We start from the raw sequence: 23,390 nt of genomic DNA, 5'->3' as shown, positions 1-23,390 counted from the left end.
GAACCTTCATACTGCTCAGGCATTTCTATTGCGAGATCAACGCAATTGGCGCAAACCGCACCTGTCTTGGTTGCCCGCCACGCTGTACCGCTACAAAAGCCTGCCGAAAGCTATTGTGACCCGCCGCTCCTGACAGTGCGCCGGAATGGCACCTTGCATGGTGCCCTATGATGGGCCAAACAGCCTTGCGTGTTTTGACGCTAAAAGGGTTGGCCCATGTCCAGAAATAAAACTGTCAAAGATTACATCCGAACCATCGTCGATTTCCCCCACGAAGGGATCATGTTTCGCGATGTAACAACCCTTTTTGCCGACCCGCGCGGGTTTCGGATGGCTATCGACCAGATGCTGCACCCATACGCCGGTGAGCGGATCGACAAGGTGGTCGGGCTTGAAGCGCGGGGATTTATCCTGGGCGGTGCGATTGCACATCAGCTAAGCGTTGGCTTTGTGCCGATCCGCAAAAAAGGCAAACTGCCCGGAACCACAATCAGCCAAGACTACAAGCTTGAATACGGTGAGGCGATTGTCGAACTCCACGACGATGCCATCCAACCCGGCGAAAAGATACTGGTGGTCGATGATCTGCTGGCCACAGGCGGCACGGCGGCGGCCGGTATCAAGCTGATCGAGCGGCTTGGCGGCGAAATAATCTCATGCGCCTTCATCATCGACCTTCCAGAGTTGGGAGGCCGTAAAGTTCTTGAAGACATGGGCATGGATGTGCACGTTCTGTGCGAATTTGAAGGGCTCTGATCGAAAGAACTTCACAAAAACGTGACTGGAAACCAAAAGCCGCGCTGGCTTAGCGCGGCTTGTTTGTTGATCAAGTCGCAAGTTGGAACAAAACAAGTGATCTTGCTGTGAGGCTACCGCGTAACTCGGGTGATGCTGCTTGAAGCATTCCAACCTAGGGAGATTAGCATATGTTCCGCAAATTCGCCGCCGCTGGTGTCGCCTCAATCCTGTTCAGCACAACTGCTTTGGCCGATGGTCACGGCAAAGACATCGTTGACACAGCTGTTGCCGCTGGCAGCTTTGAAACACTTGTTGCCGCTGTGCAGGCCGCCGAACTGGTGGACACGCTGAAAGGCGAAGGCCCGTTCACAGTGTTTGCCCCAACCGACGACGCGTTCGCGGCTTTGCCTGAAGGCACTGTTGAAAACCTGCTGAAGCCTGAAAACAAGGATCAACTGGTTGCCATCCTGACCTATCATGTTGTGCCAGGTAAGGTCATGTCAGGTGATCTAAGCGACGACATGACCGCCGCAACCGTACAGGGCGGCGATATCACAATCGATCTGGACTCTGGTGTTATGGTCAATGACGCGAACGTCGTTCAGGCCGACATCGAAACCAAGAACGGCGTGATCCATGTGATCGACAAGGTGATCCTGCCTGCGTCGTAAAGAAATCGTCGGGCACGGCCCCTGATGTGGGCCGTGTTCACACTTTCAGAACCGCACCGGGGTTCATGATACCCTGCGGATCCAAAGCTGCCTTGATGGCCCGCATCGCACTCAGCTTGACCGGATCGCCATAACGCTCCAGATCGTCGGTCTTCAGACGCCCCACCCCATGTTCCGCACTGACCGAGCCGTCATAGGCGTCAACCAGATCATGCACCGCTTGTTTGATGACACTGCGTTGATCTTCAAATTCTGATCGGCTGTGCCCATTGGGTGGAAATACATTGTAATGCAGGTTGCCATCCCCAAGGTGCCCAAAGCAATTGATCCGGTACGGGCCAAGTTCAGCGATCATCTTTCCACCTTCGCGAATGAAGTCAGGAATTCTGGAAATCGGAACCGAAATATCGTGGCTCGAAACCGAACCAATCAGCCGATTGGCCTCGGGGATGCGTTCGCGTACCGCCCAAAGATCGGCACGTTGGGCTTCGCTTTGCGCAATCACTCCGTCCAGAACTTGCCCACGATCTTCGGCGGCAACATAGAGAGTCTCCAAAGCATCTGAAGATGATTGACCAGCGGCCAGACCCAGCTCGATCAATACGCACCACTCTGGCCGTGTACTGAACGGTCGGCGGACGTCTGGAAGAACCTCTGACAGGAAATCAAACCCTTGCCGGTGGATCAGTTCAAAAGTGCTGACAGTCTCGCCCACCTGATCCCGTGCCAGCGCCAGCAGGTCAATGGCCGCTTCAGGTGAAGCCACCTGAAACATGGCCGTGCCCTGAACTGCAGGCTTTGGAAACAGCTTGAGGGACGCGGCCGTGATGATGCCCAATGTGCCCTCGGCCCCGATTAGAAGATCGCGCAGGTCGTAGCCGGTGTTGTCCTTCCGCAAGCGGCTGAGCCCATGCCAAATCTCGCCATTGGGCAGCACCGCCTCAAGCCCCAGACACAGATCGCGCGCGTTGCCGTAGCGGAGTACGTTGACGCCCCCGGCATTGGTCGACAGATTGCCCCCGATCCGGCAGGACCCCTGCGCCGCCAATGACAGTGGAAACAGCCGATCCACTTCCTCAGCCGCCACTTGAACGTCTTGCAGAATGGCACCGGCTTCGGCGATCAGAATGTTTTCAGTCGGAAACACAGACCGAATAGCTGTCATGCGCTCCAAAGAGATCAGCAAAGGTGGCGGGCCGTCTGAGATCACCTGCCCGCCTACCAGACCTGTGCCGCCGCCATAAGGGACAACCGGCACCCGCTCCTCTGCAGCCAACCGCACCAACGCGGCAACCTCTTCGGTGTTTCGGGGAACAGCCAACACACCGATCTGGCCAGCGAACCGCCCGCGCGGTTCTTCCAGATACCGATCTTCTACGGGGCGCAGGATATCTTCGCCCAATGTCGAACGGATCAGCGCAGCAAAACGGGCATCGGCGGGGTTCAAACTCATACGTTTTCAATGCCCAAGTAACGCGGCTGCGGCAAGCCCTATTCCAGATCAATCAGATATTGCGGCTCCAGAACAATTACCGTCGGCCTGTCTGGCAGATCCCTGAGGGAAACGGTGAGTTCTGACACCCCCTGGCGGTCAACTGGAAATGTATCACGAATATCGACCAGAAACCGATCCAGCGAGAACCCCGAGAACCAATGCATCGGAATAATCACCGAACTCTTCAGCCGCTTCAAAACCGAGATCATATCCGGCAAGGGCATCGTGGTCCCCCCATCAACCGCAGCCATGACCACATCCAGCCGCCCCAAAGCGGCAAACTGTTCGTCTGATGGCACATGATGCAGATGACCCAGATGACCAATACACAAACCCTCAACCTCGAATACAAAGATCGAGTTCCCGCGCTCCTCGACCCCGCCATAGGCTGACCGGATATCGGTCGAAACATTCCTCACAAGCATCTCACCCAGATCAAGATGATGCTCAATGCCCTGCCCGAACTCTCCCCATCCCGGCAGAACATTCGGGATCGCCGGGTCGGGGTGGGCGGTCCAATGGGTGCTGTGGGCATGGTTCATCGTCACAACATCGGGGATCAAATCTGCGCTGCCGATGAACCCTGTAAAATCCGTGACGGCATTCAACCCACCCCGCGTCTGGATCAGAAACGACGCGTGCGCGATGTAGCTGATCCGCACGGAAAATTCCGGCACTGGATCCTGCCAAGCCGCTTTGTGAAGGTATTCAATACCCGGCGCTGCATCTGCGATAGCAATGCAATGGCTCGGCCGCCGCTCCTGCGCTAAAGCCCCGCCCGAAATCACCATCAATGCCGCAACCAACCAGCGCATAATCCAAGTGTAGCGCAGAACGCGCCCGAGTCATGCCCCCTTGTTCATCTGGCCAAAAATACCTCGGGGGAGGCGCGGCGAGCCGCGACGGGGGCAGCGCCCCCTAACCCGCGTCGGTTTTCCCGCGCCTGTCGGATCGTAGGCTGGCATACAAAACGTGTGTCCGCCACCGCCCGTTGATCTGCAGGTAAGATTGCGCCACACCTTCGTATTTGAAGCCCGAGCTTTCCAACAACCCGCGCGAAGCCCGGTTTTCCGGTAAGCAGGCCGCTTCGATCCGGCTCAGATCCAGTCGGGTAAAGGCGTGATGAACCATCGCACCAATTGCTTCACGCATGTATCCCTGCCGGGCAAAAGCCTGACCGGTCCAATATCCCAGAGTACCCGCCTGCGCGGGACCACGCCTTATATTGTCAAGCGTGATGGCCCCCACCAGAACGTCATCCTCGCGGCGAAACAGGAACAGCGGTATCGCAGTACCACTGGCGACTGAACGCTGTGCCCAATACACCCGATTGGTAAAGGATTTGCGGCTTAGATGATCGCTGGCCCAGACAGGCTCCCACGGCGTCAGATAGTCTTTTGAAGACCGCCGCAACGCGGACCAGTTATTGAAATCGGAATGTACAGGCGGGCGCATGCTAAGCCGCGCTGTTTCGAGTTTCAGCTTGCGTCTGCCCAACAGCATCACGCCGCCCGCCTCTCCTGCAGTTCGGTCAAGCTCGGCGCACCGGACACAGGCCCATAAAGCGCCAGAGCTGCCGGAGCCTGTACAGCCATGGTTTCTGCAAAGGCTCTCACATCTTCAGTGCCAACCGCATCGATCTTGGCAACAGTATCCTCAAGCGAGGGCACCCTACCCCAAATCTGCACCAGCCGCGCCAAACGTTCGGCCCGGTTCGATGGGCTTTCCAGTCCCATCAACATCCCAGCCTTCATCTGGGCGCGGGCCCGGGCGACCTCCTCTGCGCTCATGTCCTCGGCCGCGCGTTTCATCTCATCAATGGTGATCGTCGCCAACTCACCAACCTGATCCGCCGAGGTTCCCGCATAAATCGTGGTTGTACCAGTATCAGCGTAAGCACCGGTCTGAGCAAAGATTGTGTAGCACAGCCCGCGCGTTTCCCTCACCTCCTGGAACAAGCGTGAGGACATGCCGCCGCCCAAAGCCGTCGAATAAATCTGCGCCGTATAAATCGCGTCGTCGCGGTACCCGGGGCTTTCCAGCGCCAGGGCAAAGTGCGCCTGCTCCAACTCTTTCTCTTGCCGTGCCTCACCTCCGGTGAACCGTGCGGCGTCCGGGATCAGGCCCTTGCGTGGTTGCAGATGCCCGAACATCTCTTCGGCCATTTTCATCAGCGCATCGTGATCCACGGCACCGGCAGCCGACAGGATCATCTGCTCGGGGCCGTAATGCTCGGCTACAAAGCCCGACAGATCCTCGCGTGAAAACGCACTGACCTTTTCAGTTGGCCCCAGAATAGTGCGACCCAAGGGTTGGTCGTGATAGCTCTGCTCTTGCAGCCAGTCAAAGATCACATCGTCCGGCGTATCATAGGCCTGACCGATTTCTTGCAGGATCACCCCACGCTCAACTTCGATCTCACGCGGATCGAAAACCGGGTTCAGAACAATGTCACCGATCACGTCCATCGCCAGCGCGACGTCGTCCTTGAGAACACGCGCGTAGTAGGCCGTCACCTCGCGCGAGGTATAGGCGTTGATATAGCCGCCCACATCCTCAATCGCTTCAGCGATTTGCAGCGCAGAACGACGCTCGGTTCCCTTGAACGCCATATGTTCAAGGAAATGCGCGATGCCGTTTTGCTCGATCCGCTCATGCCGCCCACCGGCGGTCACCCAGATGCCGATGGCCGCTGATTGCAGCCCCGGCATATGTTCACTGACGATACGAAAGCCGTTCTTCAGTTGGTCTTGTCTGACAGTCACTCGGCGATATGCCCTTTGATATGATCCTCGAGGGCACCCAGATCATTTGCAATGCGGGTCACCCGTTCCGGACGTTCATACAGATCAGACATGCGGGATGGAAGAGGCGGATGCACGTCGCTCGCCTTCTCGACCGCAGCAGGGAATTTCGCAGGGTGCGCAGTCGCCAGGGTAATCATCGGCACGTCAGCCGCTCGGTGCTCTTCCGCAACCTTGATACCAATGGCGGTATGCGGACAAACCAGTTCCGCACTATGCGCCAGCGTGTGCTTGATCGTCTCCAGCGTCTCGTCTTCAGATACGCGGCCCGAGTCGAAACTCTCACGCAGCGCCTCCATCGCGCCCTGGCTGACGTTGAAGCCGCCATTCTTGAGCTCGTCCATCAACTGAGCGACCGCGCTGCCATCCTCGCCATAAGCGTAGTACAATGCACGCTCAAAGTTCGAGCTGACCTGAATGTCCATCGAGGGGCTGATCGAGGGAATGGTATCTCCCTTGAAATACCCCTCGCCCGACAGACAACGATGCAGAATGTCGTTCTGGTTGGTTGCCACCACCAAACGGTCGATGGGCAGGCCCATACGTTTGGCCAGATAACCCGCGAAAATATCTCCAAAGTTCCCGGTCGGCACGGTGAAGCTGACCTTGCGATGCGGCGCGCCGAGACTGACGGCGGCAGAGAAATAATAGACAATCTGCGCCAGAACGCGGGCAAAGTTGATCGAGTTCACACCCGCCAGTTTCACGCTGTCGCGGAAGTCGAAGTCGTTGAACATGTCCTTCAGCGCAGCCTGGCAATCGTCAAAATCACCATCCACGGCCAAAGCGTGCACATTGCTGTCCGCAGGCGTGGTCATTTGACGGCGCTGCACCTCGGATACGCGGCCGTGCGGAAACAGGATGAACACGTCCACCGCGTCCAGCCCACGGAAAGCTTCGATGGCGGCGGAACCTGTATCACCACTGGTTGCACCTACGATGGTCACGCGATCCCCGCGTCGTTTCAAGGCAACTTGGAAAAGCTGACCAATCAACTGCATCGCGAAATCCTTGAAGGCCAGCGTTGGCCCATGGAACAGCTCCAGCAGGAAGTGATTCTCGTTCAACTGCTTCAACGGCGCGCGGGCGTCGTGGCCAAAGCCTTCATAGGCGCGGTCTATGATTTCCTTGAACTCACCTTCGGCAAACGAACCGCTGACATAGGGCCACATCACCCGGAACGCGATTTCCTCATAGGGCAGACCGGCCAAAGCGGCGATCTCGTCTTGGCTCATCACCGGGATCTCGGCGGGCAGGTACAGGCCGCCGTCGCGGGCCAGACCGGTCAGCATCGCCTCTTCAAATGTCAGTTCGGGCGCTTGGCCACGGGTCGAGATGTATTTCATGTCGCGTCACTCTCAGAATTGGCGCGGCTGCGCCACAGGAAGTATCCGGTCATAGCGGCCCAGACCAGAGCCAGACCAAACCAGGTGATTGCATATTGCAGGTGATCATTAGGGATGCCCGCCGTATCGACCGATAAGGGCGCCACATTCGGGTCGGTTTGTGACCGGGCGATCAACAGAACTGGTTCGGCCCCCAAAGCAGCGGCCAAGTTCTGTACGTCACGTGCGAACCAGATATTGGCGTCGATATCCGCCTCAGGCGTGTAACCGTCGATCTCATCCGGCCAGTGAAGATTCCCGGCAATCTCCATTGGGCCGGTCAAACGCTCGGTGTCTTTGGCAGTCGTAGGAACAAAGCCCCGATCCACAAGGATCGTGCGATCCCCTGTGTTGAAAGACTGGATGATGCGATAGCCCGCCCCTACCTGTTTCACAGAGACCAGCACGTGAATTTCCCCGGGGACCATTTCACCTGACACGATCACCGGCAGATACTTATCCGCATCCTCTGACACCTGCGCTGGCAGATCCACAGGATCCGCCGAAATTCGATCCTCAATCTCGGCCAGCACCTCTTGTTTCCATGACAGACGCTGCACTTGCCAAATGCCAAGCGACAGCAACACGCCCAGACCGGCGAGACCGAAGATCAGCAGGAAAAGAATGCGGCGCATGGTGGGATCAGACCTCGTTGCAGGAACCGGCGTCTTGTTAAGGGTGGAGCAGACGAAAATGCAACCACGCAATTGTATCGGGCGCAATCTTGTACCCAGAACAGAGAAAAAGCCGCCCCAAAGGACGGCTTTTCCAATTGGATTACCTGATCGGCATTACATCAGCGGGGCTTGGCCCCAGATGTAGACGGCGAAGAACAGGAACAGCCAGACAACGTCAACGAAGTGCCAGTACCAGGCCGCCGCCTCAAAACCCACATGCTTCTCGGGGGTAAAGTCGCCCTTAAGAGCACGGATCAGACAGACCGTCAGGAAGATTGTCCCGATGATCACGTGCGCGCCGTGGAAACCGGTTGCCATGAAGAAGTTCGAATAGAACTGATCGCCGCCGAATTCCCAGCCTTCGTGGGCCAGCAACTCGTAGTATTCGTAGGCCTGCAGGAAGGTGAACAGCAGACCCAGTACGATACCGATGGCCAGACCGTTGATCAGCGCCTTGCGGTCATTATCATGCACCAGCGCGTGGTGTGCCCAGGTGATCGCACAGCCCGACAAAAGCAGGACCAGAGTGTTGATCAGCGGCAGGTGGAAGGGGTCAACCGCATGAATATCCGGCTGGATGTACTCAGTGCCCGCATAGTCGTACATCGGATACATGCGATGCTTGAAGAACGACCAGAACCAAGCGAAGAAGAACATCACTTCGGACATCACAAACAGGATGAAACCATAACGCAAACCGATGCGGACGACGGGCGTGTGATCGCCTTGACGGCTTTCAACAACCACTTCTGACCACCATGCGAACATGGTGTACAGCACCGCGACCAGACCGGCCCAGAACATCCACGGCGTAAGGCCATGCATCCAAAGGACGGCCCCGAACAGCATCACAAAGCCACCAACGGCTCCGATCAGAGGCCAGATCGACGGGGCCAGAATGTGATAATCGTGGTTTTTAGCGTGTGCCATCAGCGTCCCTCACCTACAGGCGTTAGTTCGTGTTTGTATCTGCCTGCGTTTCAAGGGCGGCATAGCCCTCGGGCAGGTCAATTTCGTAGAATGTATACGACAGCGTAATCGTATGAACATACTTTGCTTCAAGATCGTCGACCAGTTCAGGGTCGACGAAGAAGGTCACCGGCATCTCTACACGTTCGCCGGGTTGCAGCACCTGCTCTTCAAAGCAGAAACAGGCGATTTTCTGGAAATACCCACCCGCCGAATAGGGGGCGACGTTGTAAGAGGCTTGGCCCGCTATCGGCCGGTCGGTTGGGTTGTATGCTTCGTAGAAGGCAAGCCCGGTTTCGCCGATGCGTACTTCCATCTCACGTTCAATCGGTTTGAACTCCCAAGCCATACCCTTGGCCTTGGAGGCGTCAAACCGGACGGTGATGGTGCGGTCCAAAATGTCTTCGGGCGCTGATTCAGCTACACCGGTGGTGCCGCCAAACCCAGTTACCCGGCAGAACCAGTCATAAAATGGCACAGCCGCCCAAGCCAGACTGCCCATAAGGATGACTACGCCAACAGTCTGTGCAACCGTTTTCTGCGGACCTGTCAAAGCCATCAGTTCTGAACCTCCTGTGTTGCCATACCGAAATCCGTGCCCGAGACCTTTACGACCGTCAGCCCAAAAATGATTACGATAAATGCGGCCAGTGTCAGACCAACACCCAGATTGCGGCTGAAGCGTCGCTGATGCAACTCATGGTTCTTGCGCAGGCTCATGACCAACCTCCCAGGCCATAAGGTTTCAGCAAAGCTTCAACCAGAATGGCGCCGAAATGCAGGAAGAGATAGAGCAGTGAAAGTTTGAAAAAGCTGCGCTCAACCTTGAAATTATCGGCTTCGGAATCCTCTTCGGTCCGCCGCGAGATTTGCCAAGCTCCGCGCAGGAACAGGGCGTTCAGCACCAGCGCAACCGCCAGATAAACCGGGCCACCGATACTCGAGAACGCCGTGCCGACAGCCAGCACTGCAAGCAGAGCGGTGTAGACCAGGATATGAAACCGTGTGGCGCGACGGCCATGTGTAACGGTCAGCATCGGAACACCCGCGTCATCATAATCCGAGCGCATGAACAGAGCCAACGCCCAGAAATGCGGTGGAGTCCACATGAAGGTCAGGGCGAACATCAGCCAGGGCTCAACCGTCATCGAGCCGGTGGCAGCAACCCAGCCGATAACGGGCGGGAACGCACCAGCGGCACCGCCGATGACGATGTTCTGCGGCGTCGAACGCTTGAGCCACATTGTGTAGACAACAACGTAGAAAAAAATCGTGAAGCCCAGAAACGCGCCTGCAAACCAGTTTGTTGCAAGACCCAGCATGATCACGGAAAGGCCCGAAAGAGCCAGCCCAAGCGCCAGCGCCTCACCCTCTTCCACCTTGCCGGAAGGGATCGGGCGACCCTTGGTGCGTTTCATCACGCGGTCGATATCTGCGTCCCACCACATGTTCAAAGCACCAGACGCTCCACCGCCGATCGCTATGAACAAAATGGCGCAAAAGCCAACGAAAGGATGCACGGAAACGGGTGCCGCCAGCAGTCCGACCAGCGCGGTGAAAACAACCAGAGACATCACACGCGGCTTCAGCAGAGCGAAGTAATCGCCAAAGCTGGCCTCGTCCGCATGGGCGGTCGCAGTGCTGGCATTGATGCTTGCGTCGGTCATTTCCGGTCCTTCTGGGGCGAAAGCTGCGCGATTACCCGCGCAGCCTGCGTCATGTCCAAGGAGGGGTTATCCCCGCCCATGTCGCTCAGTTAGTTCGAGGCGACCTGATAGCTTTGCGGCAGACCCGCATATTCGTCGATCGCGCCCTGAAGCCATGCGTCGTAAGCTTCCTGGCTGACCACTTTGACGGTGATCGGCATATAGGCGTGGTCCTTGCCGCAGAGTTCGGAACACTGACCGAAGTAAACGCCTTCTTTCTCGGCTTCGAACCACAGTTCAGCCAAACGTCCGGGCACGCCGTCCTGTTTCACGCCAAAGGACGGGATGGTCCACGAATGGATCACGTCGGATGCGGTCACTTGCATCACGATAACCTTGCCAACCGGTACGACCACTGCGGTATCGGTGGCCAGCAGCCATTCGTCGTCGCTGTAACCCGCATCTGCCAGCTTGGCGCGCATGGCGTCATCCAGAACAAACGGGGTCACGTCCGCATCTGCAGGGCGCGCACCTTCGTCCAATGTGGCCGGGTGGCCCAGCAAGTAGCTGTCGAACGCAAAGTCGTGATCGACATATTCGTAGGTCCAGTACCACTGGTTGCCCACAACTTTGATGGTGATGTCGCCTTCGGGAATTTCCTGTTGCTTGAACAGAACCGGCAGCGAGAACGCACCAATGAAGACCAGAATCAGGATCGGACCGAGGGTCCAGGCAATCTCGACCGGGGTATAGTGCGAGAATCGCGCCGGGGTCGGGTTTGCACGCTGGTTGTAACGTACGATGCAGTAAAGCAGCAGGCCCGCAACAAACAGACAGATCACGGTGATGATCACCAGAATCATTGTGTCCAGCCGCTGAATACCATCGGCCAAGCTTGTGGCCGCAGGCTGGAAGCCCATACCGCCATCGACCGGCTTGCCAATAATCTCAAGCTCCTGAGCCATGGCGGGAAGGCTGGAGAGGGCTGTCATAAACCCTGAAAGCATCAAAGCATTCTTCATGTTCTGTCCTGATCGTTTGATCTTTGCGTCCCTGGCGAAAAGGTGTGAATCGGTCGCACCTCTCCCGTTGTCTTTGGCCGCGTTAAAAACCATATTCCGTCGGGTAGATAAAGCAAAATGCTTGCGTCAAACAGACGCTATTTTTGATCTGGATCAAACCCGAAAGGTCACAACCCATGTCCGACGCCCCTTTTCGCCCGTTTGAAAGCGCCCTTCCGCATGATGAGGCGTTGTCTATTCTGCAATCGGCGACCGCCGGGGCCGAAGACGGAGAACTGTATGTCGAGCGTCGCAAATCCGAGTCCTTGGTGTTTGATGACGGGCGTCTGCGCACCGCGTCTTACGATGCCTCCGAGGGATTCGGCTTGCGCGCAGTTCAAGGCGAAGTGGCCGGTTACGCCCATTCCACAGATGTGTCGATTCCCGCGCTGAAACGCGCGGCCGAGACTGCACGGCTGGCCGTTGGGGACGGCGGTGGGACGCTGGCCGAGGCACCCCGGTCCACCAACACGCGGCTCTACACCGACGAAGATCCCATCGACTCTGCCGCGTTTCCGGTCAAGATCGAAACCCTGCGCGAGATCGATGCCTTTGCCCGCGATATGGACCCGCGTGTGGTGCAGGTCAGCGCTATGATCTCAGCCGCTGTTCAAGAGGTCGAGATTCTGCGCCCTGACGGCGTGATGGTGCGGGATGTGCGCCCGATGACGCGTGTGAATGTTTCGGTGATCGTTGAACAGAACGGACGCCGCGAAAGTGGTTCGGCAGGTGGCGGTGGCCGCGTTGGCCTGAGCGGGTTGATCGATCCGAAGGACTGGCAGGCCAAAGCCCGTGAAGCGTTGCGCATTGCGGTGGTCAATCTTGATGCGGTTCCAGCCCCTGCAGGGGTGATGGAGGTCGCGCTAGGCCCAGGCTGGCCGGGTATTCTGCTGCACGAGGCCATCGGCCACGGGTTGGAGGGGGATTTCAATCGCAAGGGCAGCTCGGCCTTTGCCGGTCTCATGGGACAGCAGATCGCCTCAAAAGGTGTAACCGTAGTCGATGACGGCACGATTGCTGACCGCCGAGGCTCGATCAGCGTGGATGATGAAGGCACGCCCAGTTCGCGCACAGTGCTGATCGAGGATGGCATTTTGACTGGCTACATGCAGGACCGTCAGAACGCGCGTCTGATGGGCGTTGCGCCTACTGGCAACGGGCGGCGGCAGAGCTACGCGCACAAACCCATGCCGCGTATGACCAATACGATCATGCTGGGAGGGGAGGCTGACCCTGCGGCCTTGGTCGCGGATATAAAGGACGGCATCTGGGCCGTGGGTTTCGGCGGCGGACAGGTGGACATCACCAACGGCAAGTTCGTCTTCTCCTGCACCGAAGCGTATCGGGTGGAGAACGGCAAGATCGGCGCCCCTGTGAAAGGGGCCACTCTGATTGGCGATGGGCCGTCCGCTTTGAAACGGATCCGGGGGCTTGGCAACGACATGGCACTGGATCCCGGCATGGGCACTTGCGGCAAGGATGGACAATGGGTGCCTGTGGGGGTCGGACAGCCAACTGTGCTGATGGACGGTCTGACCGTAGGCGGCTCAGCGGCCTGAGTCGGAAAAGTACGGAAAACACAGGTGCAGGGTTAACCTTGCACCCGTACGCCTTACCCTCTGACCGCAAGCCTTATTCTGCGCTGGAGTATCCGTACTTATTTTAATGTATATTTTCCAACGCGTTAGGGAGTTTTTGATAGCACGTTCGAAAAAATAAGCCTCTAATTTTCTACGATTTACAGGCTGTTAACCCGCCCTCTTGTAAACCAGTTTTGCAACAAGGCGGAGCACCGGATGACCGAAGAGCAGCTTTCTTCCAATCACCCCCCACTCCCACCCACCACGGAAGAGGACAGGTTTTCGTGGCTTCGCCTTTTGCGTTCTCGCAAGGTTGGTCCGGCGACGTTTCGCCGGCTTCTGCGGGAACATGGCTCGGCGCAGAACGCGCTGGCTGCGCTGCCCGAAATGGCACGCGCCGCCGGAATAGATGGGTATGAAATCTGCCCCCCTGGCGTGATCGAGGCGGAACTCAAGGCCGCAAAAGCCGCCAAAGCGCGGCTTTTGTGCCTTGGGTCCGCTGATTTCCCAGCAGCCTTGAATGATCTGAACGATGCGCCCCCGATGCTGTGGGCGATCGGTAACGTATCTCTGCTGCAGCAGCCAGCTATTGCAATGGTCGGCGCGCGAAACTGTTCCTCGCTTGGCGCACGGATGGCCCGAGGGCTGGCGACCGATTTAGGCGGCAAAGGACATGTCATTGTCTCTGGCTTGGCCCGAGGAATAGATACGGCAGCGCATATTGCAGCCCTGACTTCCGGCACCATTGCTGTCATGGCGGGCGGCGTGGATGTGATTTACCCGGCAGAGAATACAGAACTGGCCCATGACATCGCCTCCAACGGGCTGCGCCTGTCGGAACAACCGATGGGCGTGACACCTCAGGCCCGGCACTTCCCTCGTCGGAATCGGATCATCTCGGGCCTTGCGCAGGCCGTAATCGTGGTCGAGGCTGCAGCCAAGTCCGGCAGTCTGATCACGGCGCGCGATGCGTTGGATCAGGGGCGCGAGGTTCTGGCCGTTCCTGGCCACCCGTTCGATGCGCGGGCCGCCGGGTGCAATCTGTTGATTCGGGATGGTGCTACTCTGGTGCGGTCGGCAGAGGACGTGATTGAAGCCCTGCCGCAAAAGGACGACCTGTTTTCACGTAAGCCTGATCAGCCCCCTGCCCCCGCCGCACCAAGGTCCCAAGACTTGCACGTTCAAATCCTCGAACGGCTCGGCCCCTCACCTATCGCAGAAGACCAATTGCTGCGCGACATTGCGGCTTCGGCTGGTGAGCTTGGCCCCGCATTGGTCGATCTGGAACTGGATGGACGAATCCAGCGCCAGCCCGGAGGTCTGCTGTCGCTGGCAGGCTGATCGAACCGCCCACCGAGACCGTGGCATCGGCCTATCTAACGGCACGAGAGCTGTAATAGTTGCCTGAAATCACGTTGCTTTTCAGCCTGCAAAAGGAACGCATTGACAATTCCCGCTTGCCCCACACATTTTGCACCACCATAGAAGGCGCCAAATTCGTCGAGCGAGGTTTCCCCTTAAATGCCTGTAGTTGTTGTAGAATCTCCGGCCAAAGCAAAAACAATCAATAAATATCTCGGCCCCGGCTACACCGTTTTGGCCTCTTACGGCCATGTGCGGGACCTTCCTCCGAAGGATGGATCGGTTGATCCCGAACATGAATTTTCCATGAAGTGGGAAGTTGGCAATGACAGCCGCAAGCATGTCAAAGCCATCGCTGACGCGCTGAAAGAAGACAACGCGCTGATCCTTGCAACCGACCCTGATCGTGAAGGCGAGGCGATCAGCTGGCACTTGCAAGAAGCTCTGACCAAGCGCCGTTCGATCAAGAAAGATACGCCGGTCAGCCGCGTAACCTTCAACGCCATCACCAAAGAAGCCGTCACCCAGGCGATGCAGAACCCGCGTGAGGTCGATATGCCGCTGGTCGAGGCCTATCTGGCACGCCGTGCGCTGGACTATCTGGTGGGCTTCAACCTTTCTCCCGTCCTTTGGCGCAAGCTGCCCGGAGCAAAGTCCGCCGGTCGCGTGCAATCCGTCTGTCTGCGCCTGATCGTCGAACGCGAGATGGAGATCGAGGCGTTCAAGCCGGTTGAATACTGGTCGGTTAAGGCGCTTTTCGAAACACCGCGCGGCCAGACCTATGAGACGCGGCTGGTTACGCTAGCCGGGAAAAAGCTGGATAAACACGATCTGGCCAACGCCACGCAGGCGGAACTGGCGGTGCAGGCGATCACCAGTCGTGCGCTGAGCGTCACATCGGTCGAAGCGAAACCGGCAGCCCGCAACCCCAGCGCGCCGTTCATGACGTCAACCTTACAACAAGAGGCCAGCCGCAAGTTCGGCATGGGTGCGCGCCACGCGATGCAGGTGGCCCAGCGGCTGTATGAGGCTGGATACATTACCTATATGCGGACCGACGGCATCGATATGGCCCCCGAGGCCGTGGCCGCCACCCGTGATACAATCGCGGACCGCTATGGCGCCGAATATGTGCCGGACAGCCCGCGCATGTATAAGAACAAGGCCAAGAACGCACAGGAAGCGCACGAATGTATCCGCCCAACGGATATGTCACGCGACGCAAAGGCGCTGAAGGTCACGGATGAGGATCAGCGCAAGCTTTATGACCTTATCTGGAAACGCACAATTGCTTGTCAGATGGCCGCCGCCCGACTGGAGCGGACCACCGTCGAGATCGGCAGCGACGACGGTCAGGTCGGCCTGCGCGCCACTGGTCAGGTAGTTCTGTTTGATGGCTTCATGCGCGTTTATGAAGAAGGTCGCGACGATGTAGCCGATGACGACGAAAAGCGCTTGCCGCAGATCATGCAAGGCGATCCGGCACGTTTTGCCAAAACCTCACTGAAAGATCAGTTCGCGAAAGCCGAAGAAAAAGCCGCGATCCTGTCCGAAAACGAATCCGTTCTGGCGTTGCAACACCACACCCAACCGCCGCCCCGCTATACCGAAGCGACCTTGGTTAAGCGGATGGAAGAGCTTGGGATCGGGCGTCCGTCAACCTATGCCTCGATCGTTACGACGATTCAGGACCGGGAATATGTGCGCAAGGACAAGAACCGGTTGATCCCCGAAGAAAAGGGCCGGATCGTCACGATCTTTCTGCTGAACTTCTTCCGTCAATATGTGGGTTATGAATTCACAGCCAATCTGGAAGAAGAACTGGACGACGTCAGCGCCGGAGACCGCGATTATAAGGACCTGCTGGGCAAGTTCTGGCGCGATTTCTCGGCCGCTATCGGAGAGACATCCGAGCTGCGGATATCCGAAGTTCTGGACAAGTTGGACGAAGCGCTGGCGCCGCAGCTGTACCCGCCGCGTGAGGATGGATCGGACCCGCGCATCTGCCCGAAATGCGGTACCGGCCAACTGCATCTCAAAACCTCGCGCACGGGCGGTTTCGTCGGTTGCGGCAACTATCCCGAATGTACCTATACGCGCCCAATCGCAGGTGAAGGTGCCGAAGGGGATGAACGTTTGCTGGGCGAAGATGCGGGGGACGAGATCTGGCTGAAATCCGGTCGTTTCGGTCCTTACGTTCAGCGCGGCGAACCCACGCCCGAGAACAAGAAGCCACCGCGCGCCTCTCTGCCGCGTGGTTGGAGCAAGGATGACATGGATCTGGACAAGGCACTGACGCTGTTGTCCCTGCCACGTCAGATCGGCGAACACCCGGAAGGTGGCATGATCAGCTCGAATTTCGGGCGTTTTGGCCCTTACCTGATGCATCAACTGCCGGAAGAGGCAAAGCCGGTTTACGCCAATCTCAAAGACCCAAACGATGTGTTCGAGATCGGCATGAACCGCGCCGTTGAACTGCTGGCCGAAAAACGCGCCAATCCAGGGCGCGGGCGTCGGGCCGCTGCCAAACCGCTAAAAGATTTGGGTGAACATCCCGACGGCGGCGCGATGCAGGTTCTGGACGGGCGTTACGGGCCTTATGTGAAGTGGGAGAAGGTCAATGCAACCATCCCCAAGGACATCAAGCCCGAAGACGTGACGCAGGAAATGGCCATCGAACTGGTGAACGAACGCGCTGCCAAGAAGGGCACCAAGAAAAAGGCAGCCCCAAAGAAGAAGGCGGCAGCCAAGAAGACAACCAAGAAGGCGGCGGAATAGGTAGAAATACCAACACCCCCTTGGTTTCATTGACTTCCCCATGACGTGGCGGCACAACCTGCCCATCACCATGTCATTGGGGGAGTTTTCCATGAAGAAAGTCTATGCCAATGCCTCTGAAGCGCTCGACGGAGTGCTGTCGGATGGCATGCTGATTGCCGCAGGCGGGTTTGGCCTGTGCGGCATACCGGAGTTGTTGCTTGAGGCCATCAAGGATTCGGGCGTCAAAGACCTGAGCTTTGCATCGAACAATGCCGGTGTGGACGATTTCGGAATCGGCATCCTGCTGCAGACCAAGCAGGTCAAAAAGATGATCAGCTCATATGTCGGCGAAAATGCAGAATTCATGCGCCAGTATCTGAGCGGTGAGTTGGAACTGGAATTTAACCCGCAAGGTACTCTGGCTGAACGGATGCGCGCCGGCGGCGCTGGTATTCCGGGCTTTTACACCAAAACCGGTGTGGGCACCGTTATCGCCGATGGCAAGGAACACAAAGACTTCAACGGCGAGACCTACATCCTTGAAGAAGGCATCTTCGCCGATTTGGCCATCGTCAAGGCGTGGAAGGCGGATGACACCGGAAACCTCGTGTTCCGCAAGACCGCCCGAAATTTCAATGTGCCCGCGGCGACCTGCGGTAAAATTTGCGTGGCCGAAGTAGAAGAGATCGTTCCGCGCGGCTCATTGGATCCGGACTCAATTCACCTGCCCGGCATCTATGTGCATCGCATCATTCAGGGCGATCACGAAAAGCGCATCGAACAACGAACCACCCGCAAGAAGGAGGACGCATAATGCCCTGGGACCGCAATCAGATGGCCGCGCGCGCGGCAGAGGAACTGGAAGACGGCATGTATGTGAACCTCGGCATCGGGATCCCGACGCTGGTGGCGAACTATGTGGGTGACAAGGACATCACCCTGCAATCCGAAAACGGCATGCTGGGCATGGGCCCCTTCCCGTTTGAAGGCGAAGAAGACCCGGACCTGATCAATGCGGGCAAACAGACGATCACGGAACTTTCCCGCACCGCCTATTTCGACAGCGCCACATCCTTTGCCATGATCCGTGGCGGCAAGATCGCTGCGGCGATCCTGGGCGCAATGGAAGTGGATGAAAAAGGCGACCTGGCAAACTGGATGATTCCCGGCAAGCTGGTGAAAGGCATGGGCGGCGCGATGGACCTGGTCGCTGGTGTCGGCCGTGTCATCGTTGTGATGGATCACACCAACAAGCACGGCGACAGCAAGGTACTGAAAGAATGCACCCTACCCCTGACAGGTAAAGGCGTGGTCGATCGCATTATCACCAATCTGGGTGTGCTGGATGTGGTCGAAGGTGGGCTGAAGATCGTCGAATTGGCCGATGGGGTCAGCGAAGACGAGATGCGCGCTTCGACCCAAGCGACACTTGTTTCTTAAAAGAACAAAGGTCCGCCGAATCAAGGCGGGCCTTATTCAGTTTGAGGTCTGGAACACGCAACCGTCAGAAATCAGATCGGGCGGCGTGGCACACAAGGCCTTTGCGATCTGGAATGCCGCCAGAACCTTGGGCACGTAGTCGCGGGTTTCAGTGTAAGGCGGAACGCCACTATGTTTGCGCACGGCCCCTTCACCCGCGTTATACCCGGCCAAAACCAGAATCGGATCATTCCCGAACTCTTCCATCAGCCAATTGAGGTATTTCACACCCCCGGCGATGTTCTGGTCTGGCTGAAGGCTGTCTTTCACACCAAAACGAGCTGCCGTGGCGGGCATGAGCTGCATAAGGCCCTGCGCGCCTGCGGAACTGATCGCATCTACCCGTCCTGCCGACTCGACCGAGATCACTGCCAGGACAAGTGCGGGCGAAACATTCGTTCCAACAGTTGAACGCAGAATCTCTTTGCCCTGCTGCTGCGCAATGTTCTGGAGTGTTTGCAGGCGGGGCGACCGGACATTGGTCGCAGCAAGGGCGGAAATAGCCGCATCCAGGCGCCCGGCCCCACCTTGGGCGATCTCGGGCGAGATCCTGTCCCAAAACGCCTTGTACGACCCTTTAGGATCACGCTTGGGTTTTAGGTCCGGCTGAACAGGCGGGGCAACTTCGGTGCGCGCAATAACGTCCGGCACCGAAATCTCAGCCCCTGTACTGGGTGCTGAGGGCTGCGTCGCATGTTCTTCTGCAGTAATCTGTACAGTCACCCGAGGGCGCTGCCCCGGTTGGGGCGCCTTGATCCGTTTGTACACGCCGCGCGGTTCAACCTCGGTCGCATCTACAGATGTGACACCCGATACGAGAAACGCCAGTACACCGGCGCATTGGAGTGCGGTCCGGAGATTCATTTGCCTGCCTCTTGTTTTCTTTTTAGGCGATTTGAACCCCGAATCTTCGCGCAAGGCCAGAAAAACAAAGCGAAATGGGGCAATTTCGCCTCATTTGACGCAATTTTGCACCGCCCATGATAGGAAGAACTCACCCAATCGAATTTTTAATTATTAATTTTCAATATGTTACAGATTTTCTAACCAAAAAGTTAAGTTGCACGGAAAAAAATCTGCGTTTGGCCCAATTCCTGCCACGCCCCACAGGCAAACATAGATGCATACCGAGACGGACGGGAGCGGACTGAGAGAGAAAGCTCTGGAAGACGCCGAGGTTCATTAGACTTATTTAGATCCTTTAGGAGGGACGTAACATGATCAAGTTCATCAAGAACTTCCGCAAAGACGAAGACGGCGCAGTAACAGTTGACTGGGTTGTTCTGACCGCAGCAGTCATCGGCCTGGCAGCAGTTGCATACCAGCAGATCGAAGATGGCGCCACTGGCCTGGCAACCGGCGTGAACGAAGCGCTGAACGCCGCATCGCTGAGCACCGGTAGCAATAGCACCTCCGGTGGTATCACTAGCGAAGGTAAAAGCAACTAAGCTTTTAACCTAGCAGAATTCAGAGGCCGCGCCGCATTGGCGCGGCCTTTTTCATTTAAGGTGATATGCGCGTACCCCATGTCCCGCCACAACGATACGCAGACTGAATCTTGGAGTTGGACCAGGAAACTCTGAGCGATAACCACCACCTGCCTGATGAAGGCCAGAGCAAAAAAGAAATCTGCCCAAATTCAAGCCAATAAAACCTACGTTTCGCCCAATTTCCGCCATTCCCGCGCAATCATTTTTGTCAAAACTATTGCAAACACTGTGAAAAGAAATTGGAGACACAGACATGTTCAGGTTCCTTGACCGATTCAAGTCGGACGAAGCAGGAGCGGTGACAGTTGACTGGGTGGTGCTGACGGCAGTGCTCATTGGATTGTCTGGCGCGACTTACCTTGTGATTAGCTCCAGCGTTGACAGCCTCGGCGGCAATGCCAACGAAGCCATGAACGCTGCCGTTGTCAGCACCGGCTCGAATAGCGCGCCCGGCGGTATTGTGACAGAAGGCACGGCAGGCGGCGGAGGCTAAGCCCGGTCGCATCTTGCCTGCACCTGCCTAAGCTGGATAGGGTTATCGGCGTGCTAAAAAAACGCGACGTCCTTTGGGACGTGGCGTTTTTTTTTTGCGTACACTGCGAACCAAGTTCGCTCCTATAGCCCAATATCCCGAGCAGAAAATTGTACGAATTTTGGCGTAGAAACTGACAAACAGACATATTTGTCCCACATTTCGACACAATTTGCTTTTAAGAATTAGGCTGTTTCAAAGCGACCTATTGGCCGTTTAGTGTTCGACCAAACAAAATAAAGAGGTACTCGCATGCGAGCGGTATTCGGACTTGTCCTGATTGTCGGCGTAGCTCTGGCCGGTGGCGCAGTCTATATGGCGCGCAACTATATCTCGGCCTACCAGAACGAGCTGGCGCGTCAAAGGCTGGCCGCAGAAGAAGCTCTGGCCAACGCCCAGGTCGAGGTGATTCCAACGGTAACTGTCTTTGTCTCGAAACGCGCACTGAGATATGGCGAACGTCTGACCCAAGAAGACATCCGTGCTGTGGATTGGCCGGAAAACGCGATTCCGGAAGGCACGTTCTCGGAGCTCACCGCATTGTTCCCTGAAAGTGGCCCCACTGAGCGTTTCGTGCTGAGAACGATGGAAAAAGACGAAGCAATCATGGCTGTCAAAATCACCGAGCCCGGTGAAAAGGCGGGGCTGACTTCACGCTTGGAAAAGGGAATGCGGGCATTCGCAATCAGTGTTGACGTTGCCTCGGGTGTTTCGGGCTTTTTGCGTCCAGGTGACAATGTTGACATTTACTGGACCGGCACCAGCGGCACCCTTGAAGGAAGTAGCAATGGTGGGATTACCAGATTGATCGAAGCCAATGTACAGCTGATCGCAGTCGACCAGACAGCAGGTTCCGACGTAACCAGCACGACAATCGCCCGAACGGTCACAGTTGCAGCAACACCTCAGCAGGTTGCAGCACTGGCGCAAGCCCAGAACTCTGGACGACTGTCTTTGGCACTTGTTGGTGTCGCCGATGAATCTGTCGCGTCAACGATTGAAGTCGACCAGCGCACGTTGCTTGGTATTCAAGCTGCTGCTCCGGAACCAGAAAAAAAAGTTGAAGAGGTTTGCACAACCCGCATCAGGCGCGGCGGTGAGATCGTCAACGTGCCAATTCCCTGCACAAACTGACGCCAATTCAGAACCTTACAAGATCAGAGCCGCACCTTGGGTGCGGTTCTTTTTTTATGATTGTTGCCAATTCTCCACATAAGGAACAATCCAGAAACCATTGATTATTGCAATAAATTTGGAATTCGCGCAGTCTGTTTACCTATAGGGCATAAGACCCAAAAAAACGAGGCGTGATCGGAGAGGCAGGTCACATGACAATACGTTCCTGGATCAGCGCAACCCTGCTGGGGTTGTCGCTTGTTGTTAGTCCGGTTGGCGACGCCGCCTGGGCTGAAACTTTGCGCGTGGTAAAAAAGGGTACAGTGGAAACGCTGGATGTCCCTATGAACCGCGCAATCGTCGTTGAAAGCGAGCAACCCTTTGCAGAGCTCAGCATTGCAAATGCGGGCATCGCGGACATCTCGTCGTTGTCGGACCGGACAATTTATGTTCTGGGCAAGGCCCCTGGCCTAACGACACTGACGCTGTTTGACGGGGCCGGCAACTTGCTGGCCAACGTGCGCGTACGTGTTTCACCAGATGTTACAGAGTTTAAAGAACGCTTGCGTCAGATTCTGCCGGATGAACCCATTGAAGTTCGGACAGCAAATGACGGCATCGTCTTGTCCGGGACAGTTTCAGGCTCGGCCAAACTGGCGCGTGCTCTGGAACTGGCCGAACGCTACGCACCAGAACGCGTCTCGAATCTGATGTCGGTCGGTGGCGTTCAGCAGGTAATGCTGAAGGTTCGGTTTGCAGAAATGAACCGGTCTGTGGCGAAAAGTCTTACAGCTTCACTTGGATTTGGCGGTGGCGACACGACTGGTGGCTTCAATACGCTCAACAACCAGTTCGCTCTGACAAACGCCTTGAACAACAACATTCCGGCACTTCAGGCGAACACCGGTGCGATTCTGTTTGGCTTTGGCGCAGGCTCGACACAGGTTCGTCTGTTGCTGGAAGCCCTTGAAACCAAAGGTCTTGCCCGCAGCCTGGCGGAACCCAACCTGTCGGCCCTGTCTGGGCAAGAGGCATCCTTCCTCGCCGGTGGTGAGGTTCCAATTCCGGTCCCGCAGGAAGAAGGTGTGGTGACCATCGAGTTTAAACCCTTCGGTGTTGAGATGGACTTTATCCCCCGCGTGGTGGATGGCGACCTGATCAACCTGGAAATGGCCACTGCGGTCTCAAGCATCGATAGCAGCTCGGACTTCACCATCAACGGTGACTCGGTTCCTAGCTTCATCACGCGCCGCGCAAAAACCACGATTGAACTGCGTGACGGTGAGAGCTTTGCCATTGCGGGTCTGATCCAAGACGACTTTGCGGATCTAAGTAACCAAGTTCCGTGGCTGGGTGATGTCCCGATACTGGGCGCCCTGTTCCGCAGCGCCGACTATCGGCGCGAGCAGAGCGAGCTTGTGGTCATCATCACTGCGCACTTGGTCACGCCTACACGCGGCGAAGCACTGGCGCTTCCAACCGACCGGGTCAAACCGCCCAGCGAATTTGACCTGTTCGTTAACGGCCAAGTTGCGCGCACACAGCGTGCCGGAGCTGGAGGCGCATCCGAGGTTGCCCGTCAGGACTTCGGTAGCTCCTACGGCTATGTCCTAGATTGATCAGGA

The 23,390-nt window shown here is 57.0% G+C and carries 23 protein-coding genes; 11 read left to right on the top strand and 12 right to left on the bottom strand.

Translation table 11 applies throughout. From position 1 onward, the window contains the following. Positions 1 to 216: 216 nt before the first annotated feature. Both GS646_RS04420 and GS646_RS04415 read left to right on the top strand, forming a co-directional pair. Positions 217 to 756: an adenine phosphoribosyltransferase gene (locus GS646_RS04420; RefSeq protein ID WP_171186851.1), complete on the top strand. Its 540-nt coding sequence runs from the start codon at positions 217 to 219 to the stop codon at positions 754 to 756. 170 nt (positions 757 to 926) lie between these two features. Then, positions 927 to 1,409 (top strand): fasciclin domain-containing protein, encoded by a 483-nt coding sequence (locus GS646_RS04415; protein WP_171186853.1) that lies wholly within the window; start codon positions 927 to 929, stop codon positions 1,407 to 1,409. A 37-nt stretch (positions 1,410 to 1,446) separates the two neighbouring features. On the opposite strand, the gene GS646_RS04410 is transcribed toward GS646_RS04415, so the two are convergent. The 11 genes from GS646_RS04410 to coxB form a co-directional block, all read right to left on the bottom strand. Continuing rightward, positions 1,447 to 2,862, bottom strand: a complete 1,416-nt coding sequence (locus GS646_RS04410) for an FAD-binding oxidoreductase (protein WP_171647543.1) — start codon at positions 2,860 to 2,862, stop codon at positions 1,447 to 1,449. A gap of 38 nt (positions 2,863 to 2,900) precedes the next feature. After that, complete coding sequence (locus tag GS646_RS04405) at positions 2,901 to 3,719, bottom strand: MBL fold metallo-hydrolase (RefSeq protein WP_171186857.1); 819 nt, start codon at positions 3,717 to 3,719, stop codon at positions 2,901 to 2,903. Positions 3,720 to 3,822: 103 nt separating this feature from the next. Then, positions 3,823 to 4,407, bottom strand: coding sequence for a GNAT family N-acetyltransferase (locus GS646_RS04400; protein ID WP_171094139.1), 585 nt, complete (start codon positions 4,405 to 4,407; stop codon positions 3,823 to 3,825). Beyond that, the gene (locus GS646_RS04395) at positions 4,407 to 5,669 is read right to left on the bottom strand and encodes a pitrilysin family protein (RefSeq protein WP_171186858.1); all 1,263 of its coding nucleotides are present in this window, start codon (positions 5,667 to 5,669) and stop codon (positions 4,407 to 4,409) included. The genes GS646_RS04400 and GS646_RS04395 overlap by 1 nt, the downstream gene beginning before the upstream one ends. Continuing rightward, on the bottom strand, positions 5,666 to 7,054 hold the full coding sequence (gene thrC / locus GS646_RS04390; RefSeq protein WP_171186860.1) for a threonine synthase: 1,389 nt from the start codon (positions 7,052 to 7,054) through the stop codon (positions 5,666 to 5,668). The genes GS646_RS04395 and thrC overlap by 4 nt, the downstream gene beginning before the upstream one ends. Continuing rightward, a complete protein-coding gene (locus tag GS646_RS04385; protein WP_171647545.1) occupies positions 7,051 to 7,728 on the bottom strand; it encodes an SURF1 family protein in 678 nt (225 codons plus the stop codon). Before GS646_RS04385 ends, thrC begins: the two co-directional genes overlap by 4 nt. 156 nt (positions 7,729 to 7,884) lie before the next feature. Beyond that, positions 7,885 to 8,700, bottom strand: coding sequence for a cytochrome c oxidase subunit 3 (locus tag GS646_RS04380; RefSeq protein WP_171094145.1), 816 nt, complete (start codon positions 8,698 to 8,700; stop codon positions 7,885 to 7,887). 22 nt (positions 8,701 to 8,722) lie between these two features. Further along, positions 8,723 to 9,298 (bottom strand): cytochrome c oxidase assembly protein, encoded by a 576-nt coding sequence (locus GS646_RS04375; protein WP_171094147.1) that lies wholly within the window; start codon positions 9,296 to 9,298, stop codon positions 8,723 to 8,725. Further along, the gene (locus GS646_RS04370) at positions 9,298 to 9,459 is read right to left on the bottom strand and encodes a hypothetical protein (protein ID WP_171177886.1); all 162 of its coding nucleotides are present in this window, start codon (positions 9,457 to 9,459) and stop codon (positions 9,298 to 9,300) included. The genes GS646_RS04375 and GS646_RS04370 overlap by 1 nt, the downstream gene beginning before the upstream one ends. Continuing rightward, on the bottom strand, positions 9,456 to 10,406 hold the full coding sequence (cyoE, locus tag GS646_RS04365; protein ID WP_171094151.1) for a heme o synthase: 951 nt from the start codon (positions 10,404 to 10,406) through the stop codon (positions 9,456 to 9,458). Before cyoE ends, GS646_RS04370 begins: the two co-directional genes overlap by 4 nt. A gap of 89 nt (positions 10,407 to 10,495) precedes the next feature. Next, complete coding sequence (gene coxB, locus GS646_RS04360) at positions 10,496 to 11,407, bottom strand: cytochrome c oxidase subunit II (RefSeq protein WP_171094153.1); 912 nt, start codon at positions 11,405 to 11,407, stop codon at positions 10,496 to 10,498. 176 nt (positions 11,408 to 11,583) lie between these two features. Here coxB and tldD point away from each other — a divergent pair, with 176 nt between their 5' ends. The 5 genes from tldD to GS646_RS04335 all read left to right on the top strand — a co-directional run bounded on the left by tldD (position 11,584) and on the right by GS646_RS04335 (position 18,588). Continuing rightward, complete coding sequence (gene tldD, locus GS646_RS04355; RefSeq protein ID WP_171647547.1) at positions 11,584 to 13,005, top strand: metalloprotease TldD; 1,422 nt, start codon at positions 11,584 to 11,586, stop codon at positions 13,003 to 13,005. 237 nt (positions 13,006 to 13,242) lie between these two features. Then, on the top strand, positions 13,243 to 14,367 hold the full coding sequence (gene dprA / locus GS646_RS04350; RefSeq protein ID WP_171186867.1) for a DNA-processing protein DprA: 1,125 nt from the start codon (positions 13,243 to 13,245) through the stop codon (positions 14,365 to 14,367). A 180-nt stretch (positions 14,368 to 14,547) separates the two neighbouring features. Further along, positions 14,548 to 17,166 carry a type I DNA topoisomerase gene (gene topA, locus GS646_RS04345; protein ID WP_171186869.1) on the top strand — a complete coding sequence of 873 codons (2,619 nt, stop codon included), beginning with the start codon at positions 14,548 to 14,550 and terminating at the stop codon, positions 17,164 to 17,166. A gap of 91 nt (positions 17,167 to 17,257) precedes the next feature. After that, positions 17,258 to 17,962 (top strand): CoA transferase subunit A, encoded by a 705-nt coding sequence (locus GS646_RS04340; RefSeq protein WP_171094159.1) that lies wholly within the window; start codon positions 17,258 to 17,260, stop codon positions 17,960 to 17,962. Further along, on the top strand, positions 17,962 to 18,588 hold the full coding sequence (locus tag GS646_RS04335) for a CoA transferase subunit B (RefSeq protein WP_171186871.1): 627 nt from the start codon (positions 17,962 to 17,964) through the stop codon (positions 18,586 to 18,588). The genes GS646_RS04340 and GS646_RS04335 overlap by 1 nt, the downstream gene beginning before the upstream one ends. Before the next feature lie 36 nt (positions 18,589 to 18,624). On the opposite strand, the gene GS646_RS04330 is transcribed toward GS646_RS04335, so the two are convergent. Beyond that, positions 18,625 to 19,491 carry a lytic transglycosylase domain-containing protein gene (locus tag GS646_RS04330; RefSeq protein WP_171186873.1) on the bottom strand — a complete coding sequence of 289 codons (867 nt, stop codon included), beginning with the start codon at positions 19,489 to 19,491 and terminating at the stop codon, positions 18,625 to 18,627. Positions 19,492 to 19,844: 353 nt separating this feature from the next. Here GS646_RS04330 and GS646_RS04325 point away from each other — a divergent pair, with 353 nt between their 5' ends. The 4 genes from GS646_RS04325 (at position 19,845) to GS646_RS04310 (ending at position 23,384) form a co-directional block, all read left to right on the top strand. Then, positions 19,845 to 20,075 carry a Flp family type IVb pilin gene (locus GS646_RS04325; protein WP_171186875.1) on the top strand — a complete coding sequence of 77 codons (231 nt, stop codon included), beginning with the start codon at positions 19,845 to 19,847 and terminating at the stop codon, positions 20,073 to 20,075. A gap of 295 nt (positions 20,076 to 20,370) precedes the next feature. After that, on the top strand, positions 20,371 to 20,610 hold the full coding sequence (locus GS646_RS04320) for a hypothetical protein (protein ID WP_171186689.1): 240 nt from the start codon (positions 20,371 to 20,373) through the stop codon (positions 20,608 to 20,610). Between the two features lie 291 nt (positions 20,611 to 20,901). After that, positions 20,902 to 21,783: a Flp pilus assembly protein CpaB gene (gene cpaB / locus GS646_RS04315; RefSeq protein WP_171186877.1), complete on the top strand. Its 882-nt coding sequence runs from the start codon at positions 20,902 to 20,904 to the stop codon at positions 21,781 to 21,783. A gap of 194 nt (positions 21,784 to 21,977) precedes the next feature. After that, entirely contained in the window at positions 21,978 to 23,384 is a 1,407-nt protein-coding gene (locus tag GS646_RS04310) for a type II and III secretion system protein family protein (RefSeq protein ID WP_171186879.1), read from the top strand. Positions 23,385 to 23,390 lie beyond the last annotated feature (6 nt).

It is taken from the genome of Ruegeria sp. HKCCD4315 (assembly GCF_013112245.1).
In the GTDB taxonomy this organism is placed as follows: Bacteria; Pseudomonadota; Alphaproteobacteria; order Rhodobacterales; family Rhodobacteraceae; genus Ruegeria.
This window is presented reverse-complemented; position numbering and strand designations above follow the sequence as displayed.

Bases quoted from the DNA above. Each gene is read 5' to 3' on its own strand.
- GS646_RS04420 (WP_171186851.1), top strand. From the start codon at position 217: ATGTCCAGAAATAAAACTGTCAAAGATTACATCCGAACCATCGTCGAT.
- GS646_RS04415 (WP_171186853.1), top strand. From the start codon at position 927: ATGTTCCGCAAATTCGCCGCCGCTGGTGTCGCCTCAATCCTGTTCAGC.
- GS646_RS04410 (WP_171647543.1), bottom strand. From the start codon at position 2,862: ATGAGTTTGAACCCCGCCGATGCCCGTTTTGCTGCGCTGATCCGTTCG.
- GS646_RS04405 (WP_171186857.1), bottom strand. From the start codon at position 3,719: ATGCGCTGGTTGGTTGCGGCATTGATGGTGATTTCGGGCGGGGCTTTA.
- GS646_RS04400 (WP_171094139.1), bottom strand. From the start codon at position 4,407: ATGCTGTTGGGCAGACGCAAGCTGAAACTCGAAACAGCGCGGCTTAGC.
- thrC (WP_171186860.1), bottom strand. From the start codon at position 7,054: ATGAAATACATCTCGACCCGTGGCCAAGCGCCCGAACTGACATTTGAA.
- GS646_RS04385 (WP_171647545.1), bottom strand. From the start codon at position 7,728: ATGCGCCGCATTCTTTTCCTGCTGATCTTCGGTCTCGCCGGTCTGGGC.
- GS646_RS04380 (WP_171094145.1), bottom strand. From the start codon at position 8,700: ATGGCACACGCTAAAAACCACGATTATCACATTCTGGCCCCGTCGATC.
- GS646_RS04375 (WP_171094147.1), bottom strand. From the start codon at position 9,298: ATGGCTTTGACAGGTCCGCAGAAAACGGTTGCACAGACTGTTGGCGTA.
- GS646_RS04370 (WP_171177886.1), bottom strand. From the start codon at position 9,459: ATGAGCCTGCGCAAGAACCATGAGTTGCATCAGCGACGCTTCAGCCGC.
- cyoE (WP_171094151.1), bottom strand. From the start codon at position 10,406: ATGACCGACGCAAGCATCAATGCCAGCACTGCGACCGCCCATGCGGAC.
- coxB (WP_171094153.1), bottom strand. From the start codon at position 11,407: ATGAAGAATGCTTTGATGCTTTCAGGGTTTATGACAGCCCTCTCCAGC.
- tldD (WP_171647547.1), top strand. From the start codon at position 11,584: ATGTCCGACGCCCCTTTTCGCCCGTTTGAAAGCGCCCTTCCGCATGAT.
- dprA (WP_171186867.1), top strand. From the start codon at position 13,243: ATGACCGAAGAGCAGCTTTCTTCCAATCACCCCCCACTCCCACCCACC.
- topA (WP_171186869.1), top strand. From the start codon at position 14,548: ATGCCTGTAGTTGTTGTAGAATCTCCGGCCAAAGCAAAAACAATCAAT.
- GS646_RS04340 (WP_171094159.1), top strand. From the start codon at position 17,258: ATGAAGAAAGTCTATGCCAATGCCTCTGAAGCGCTCGACGGAGTGCTG.
- GS646_RS04335 (WP_171186871.1), top strand. From the start codon at position 17,962: ATGCCCTGGGACCGCAATCAGATGGCCGCGCGCGCGGCAGAGGAACTG.
- GS646_RS04330 (WP_171186873.1), bottom strand. From the start codon at position 19,491: ATGAATCTCCGGACCGCACTCCAATGCGCCGGTGTACTGGCGTTTCTC.
- GS646_RS04325 (WP_171186875.1), top strand. From the start codon at position 19,845: ATGATCAAGTTCATCAAGAACTTCCGCAAAGACGAAGACGGCGCAGTA.
- GS646_RS04320 (WP_171186689.1), top strand. From the start codon at position 20,371: ATGTTCAGGTTCCTTGACCGATTCAAGTCGGACGAAGCAGGAGCGGTG.
- cpaB (WP_171186877.1), top strand. From the start codon at position 20,902: ATGCGAGCGGTATTCGGACTTGTCCTGATTGTCGGCGTAGCTCTGGCC.
- GS646_RS04310 (WP_171186879.1), top strand. From the start codon at position 21,978: ATGACAATACGTTCCTGGATCAGCGCAACCCTGCTGGGGTTGTCGCTT.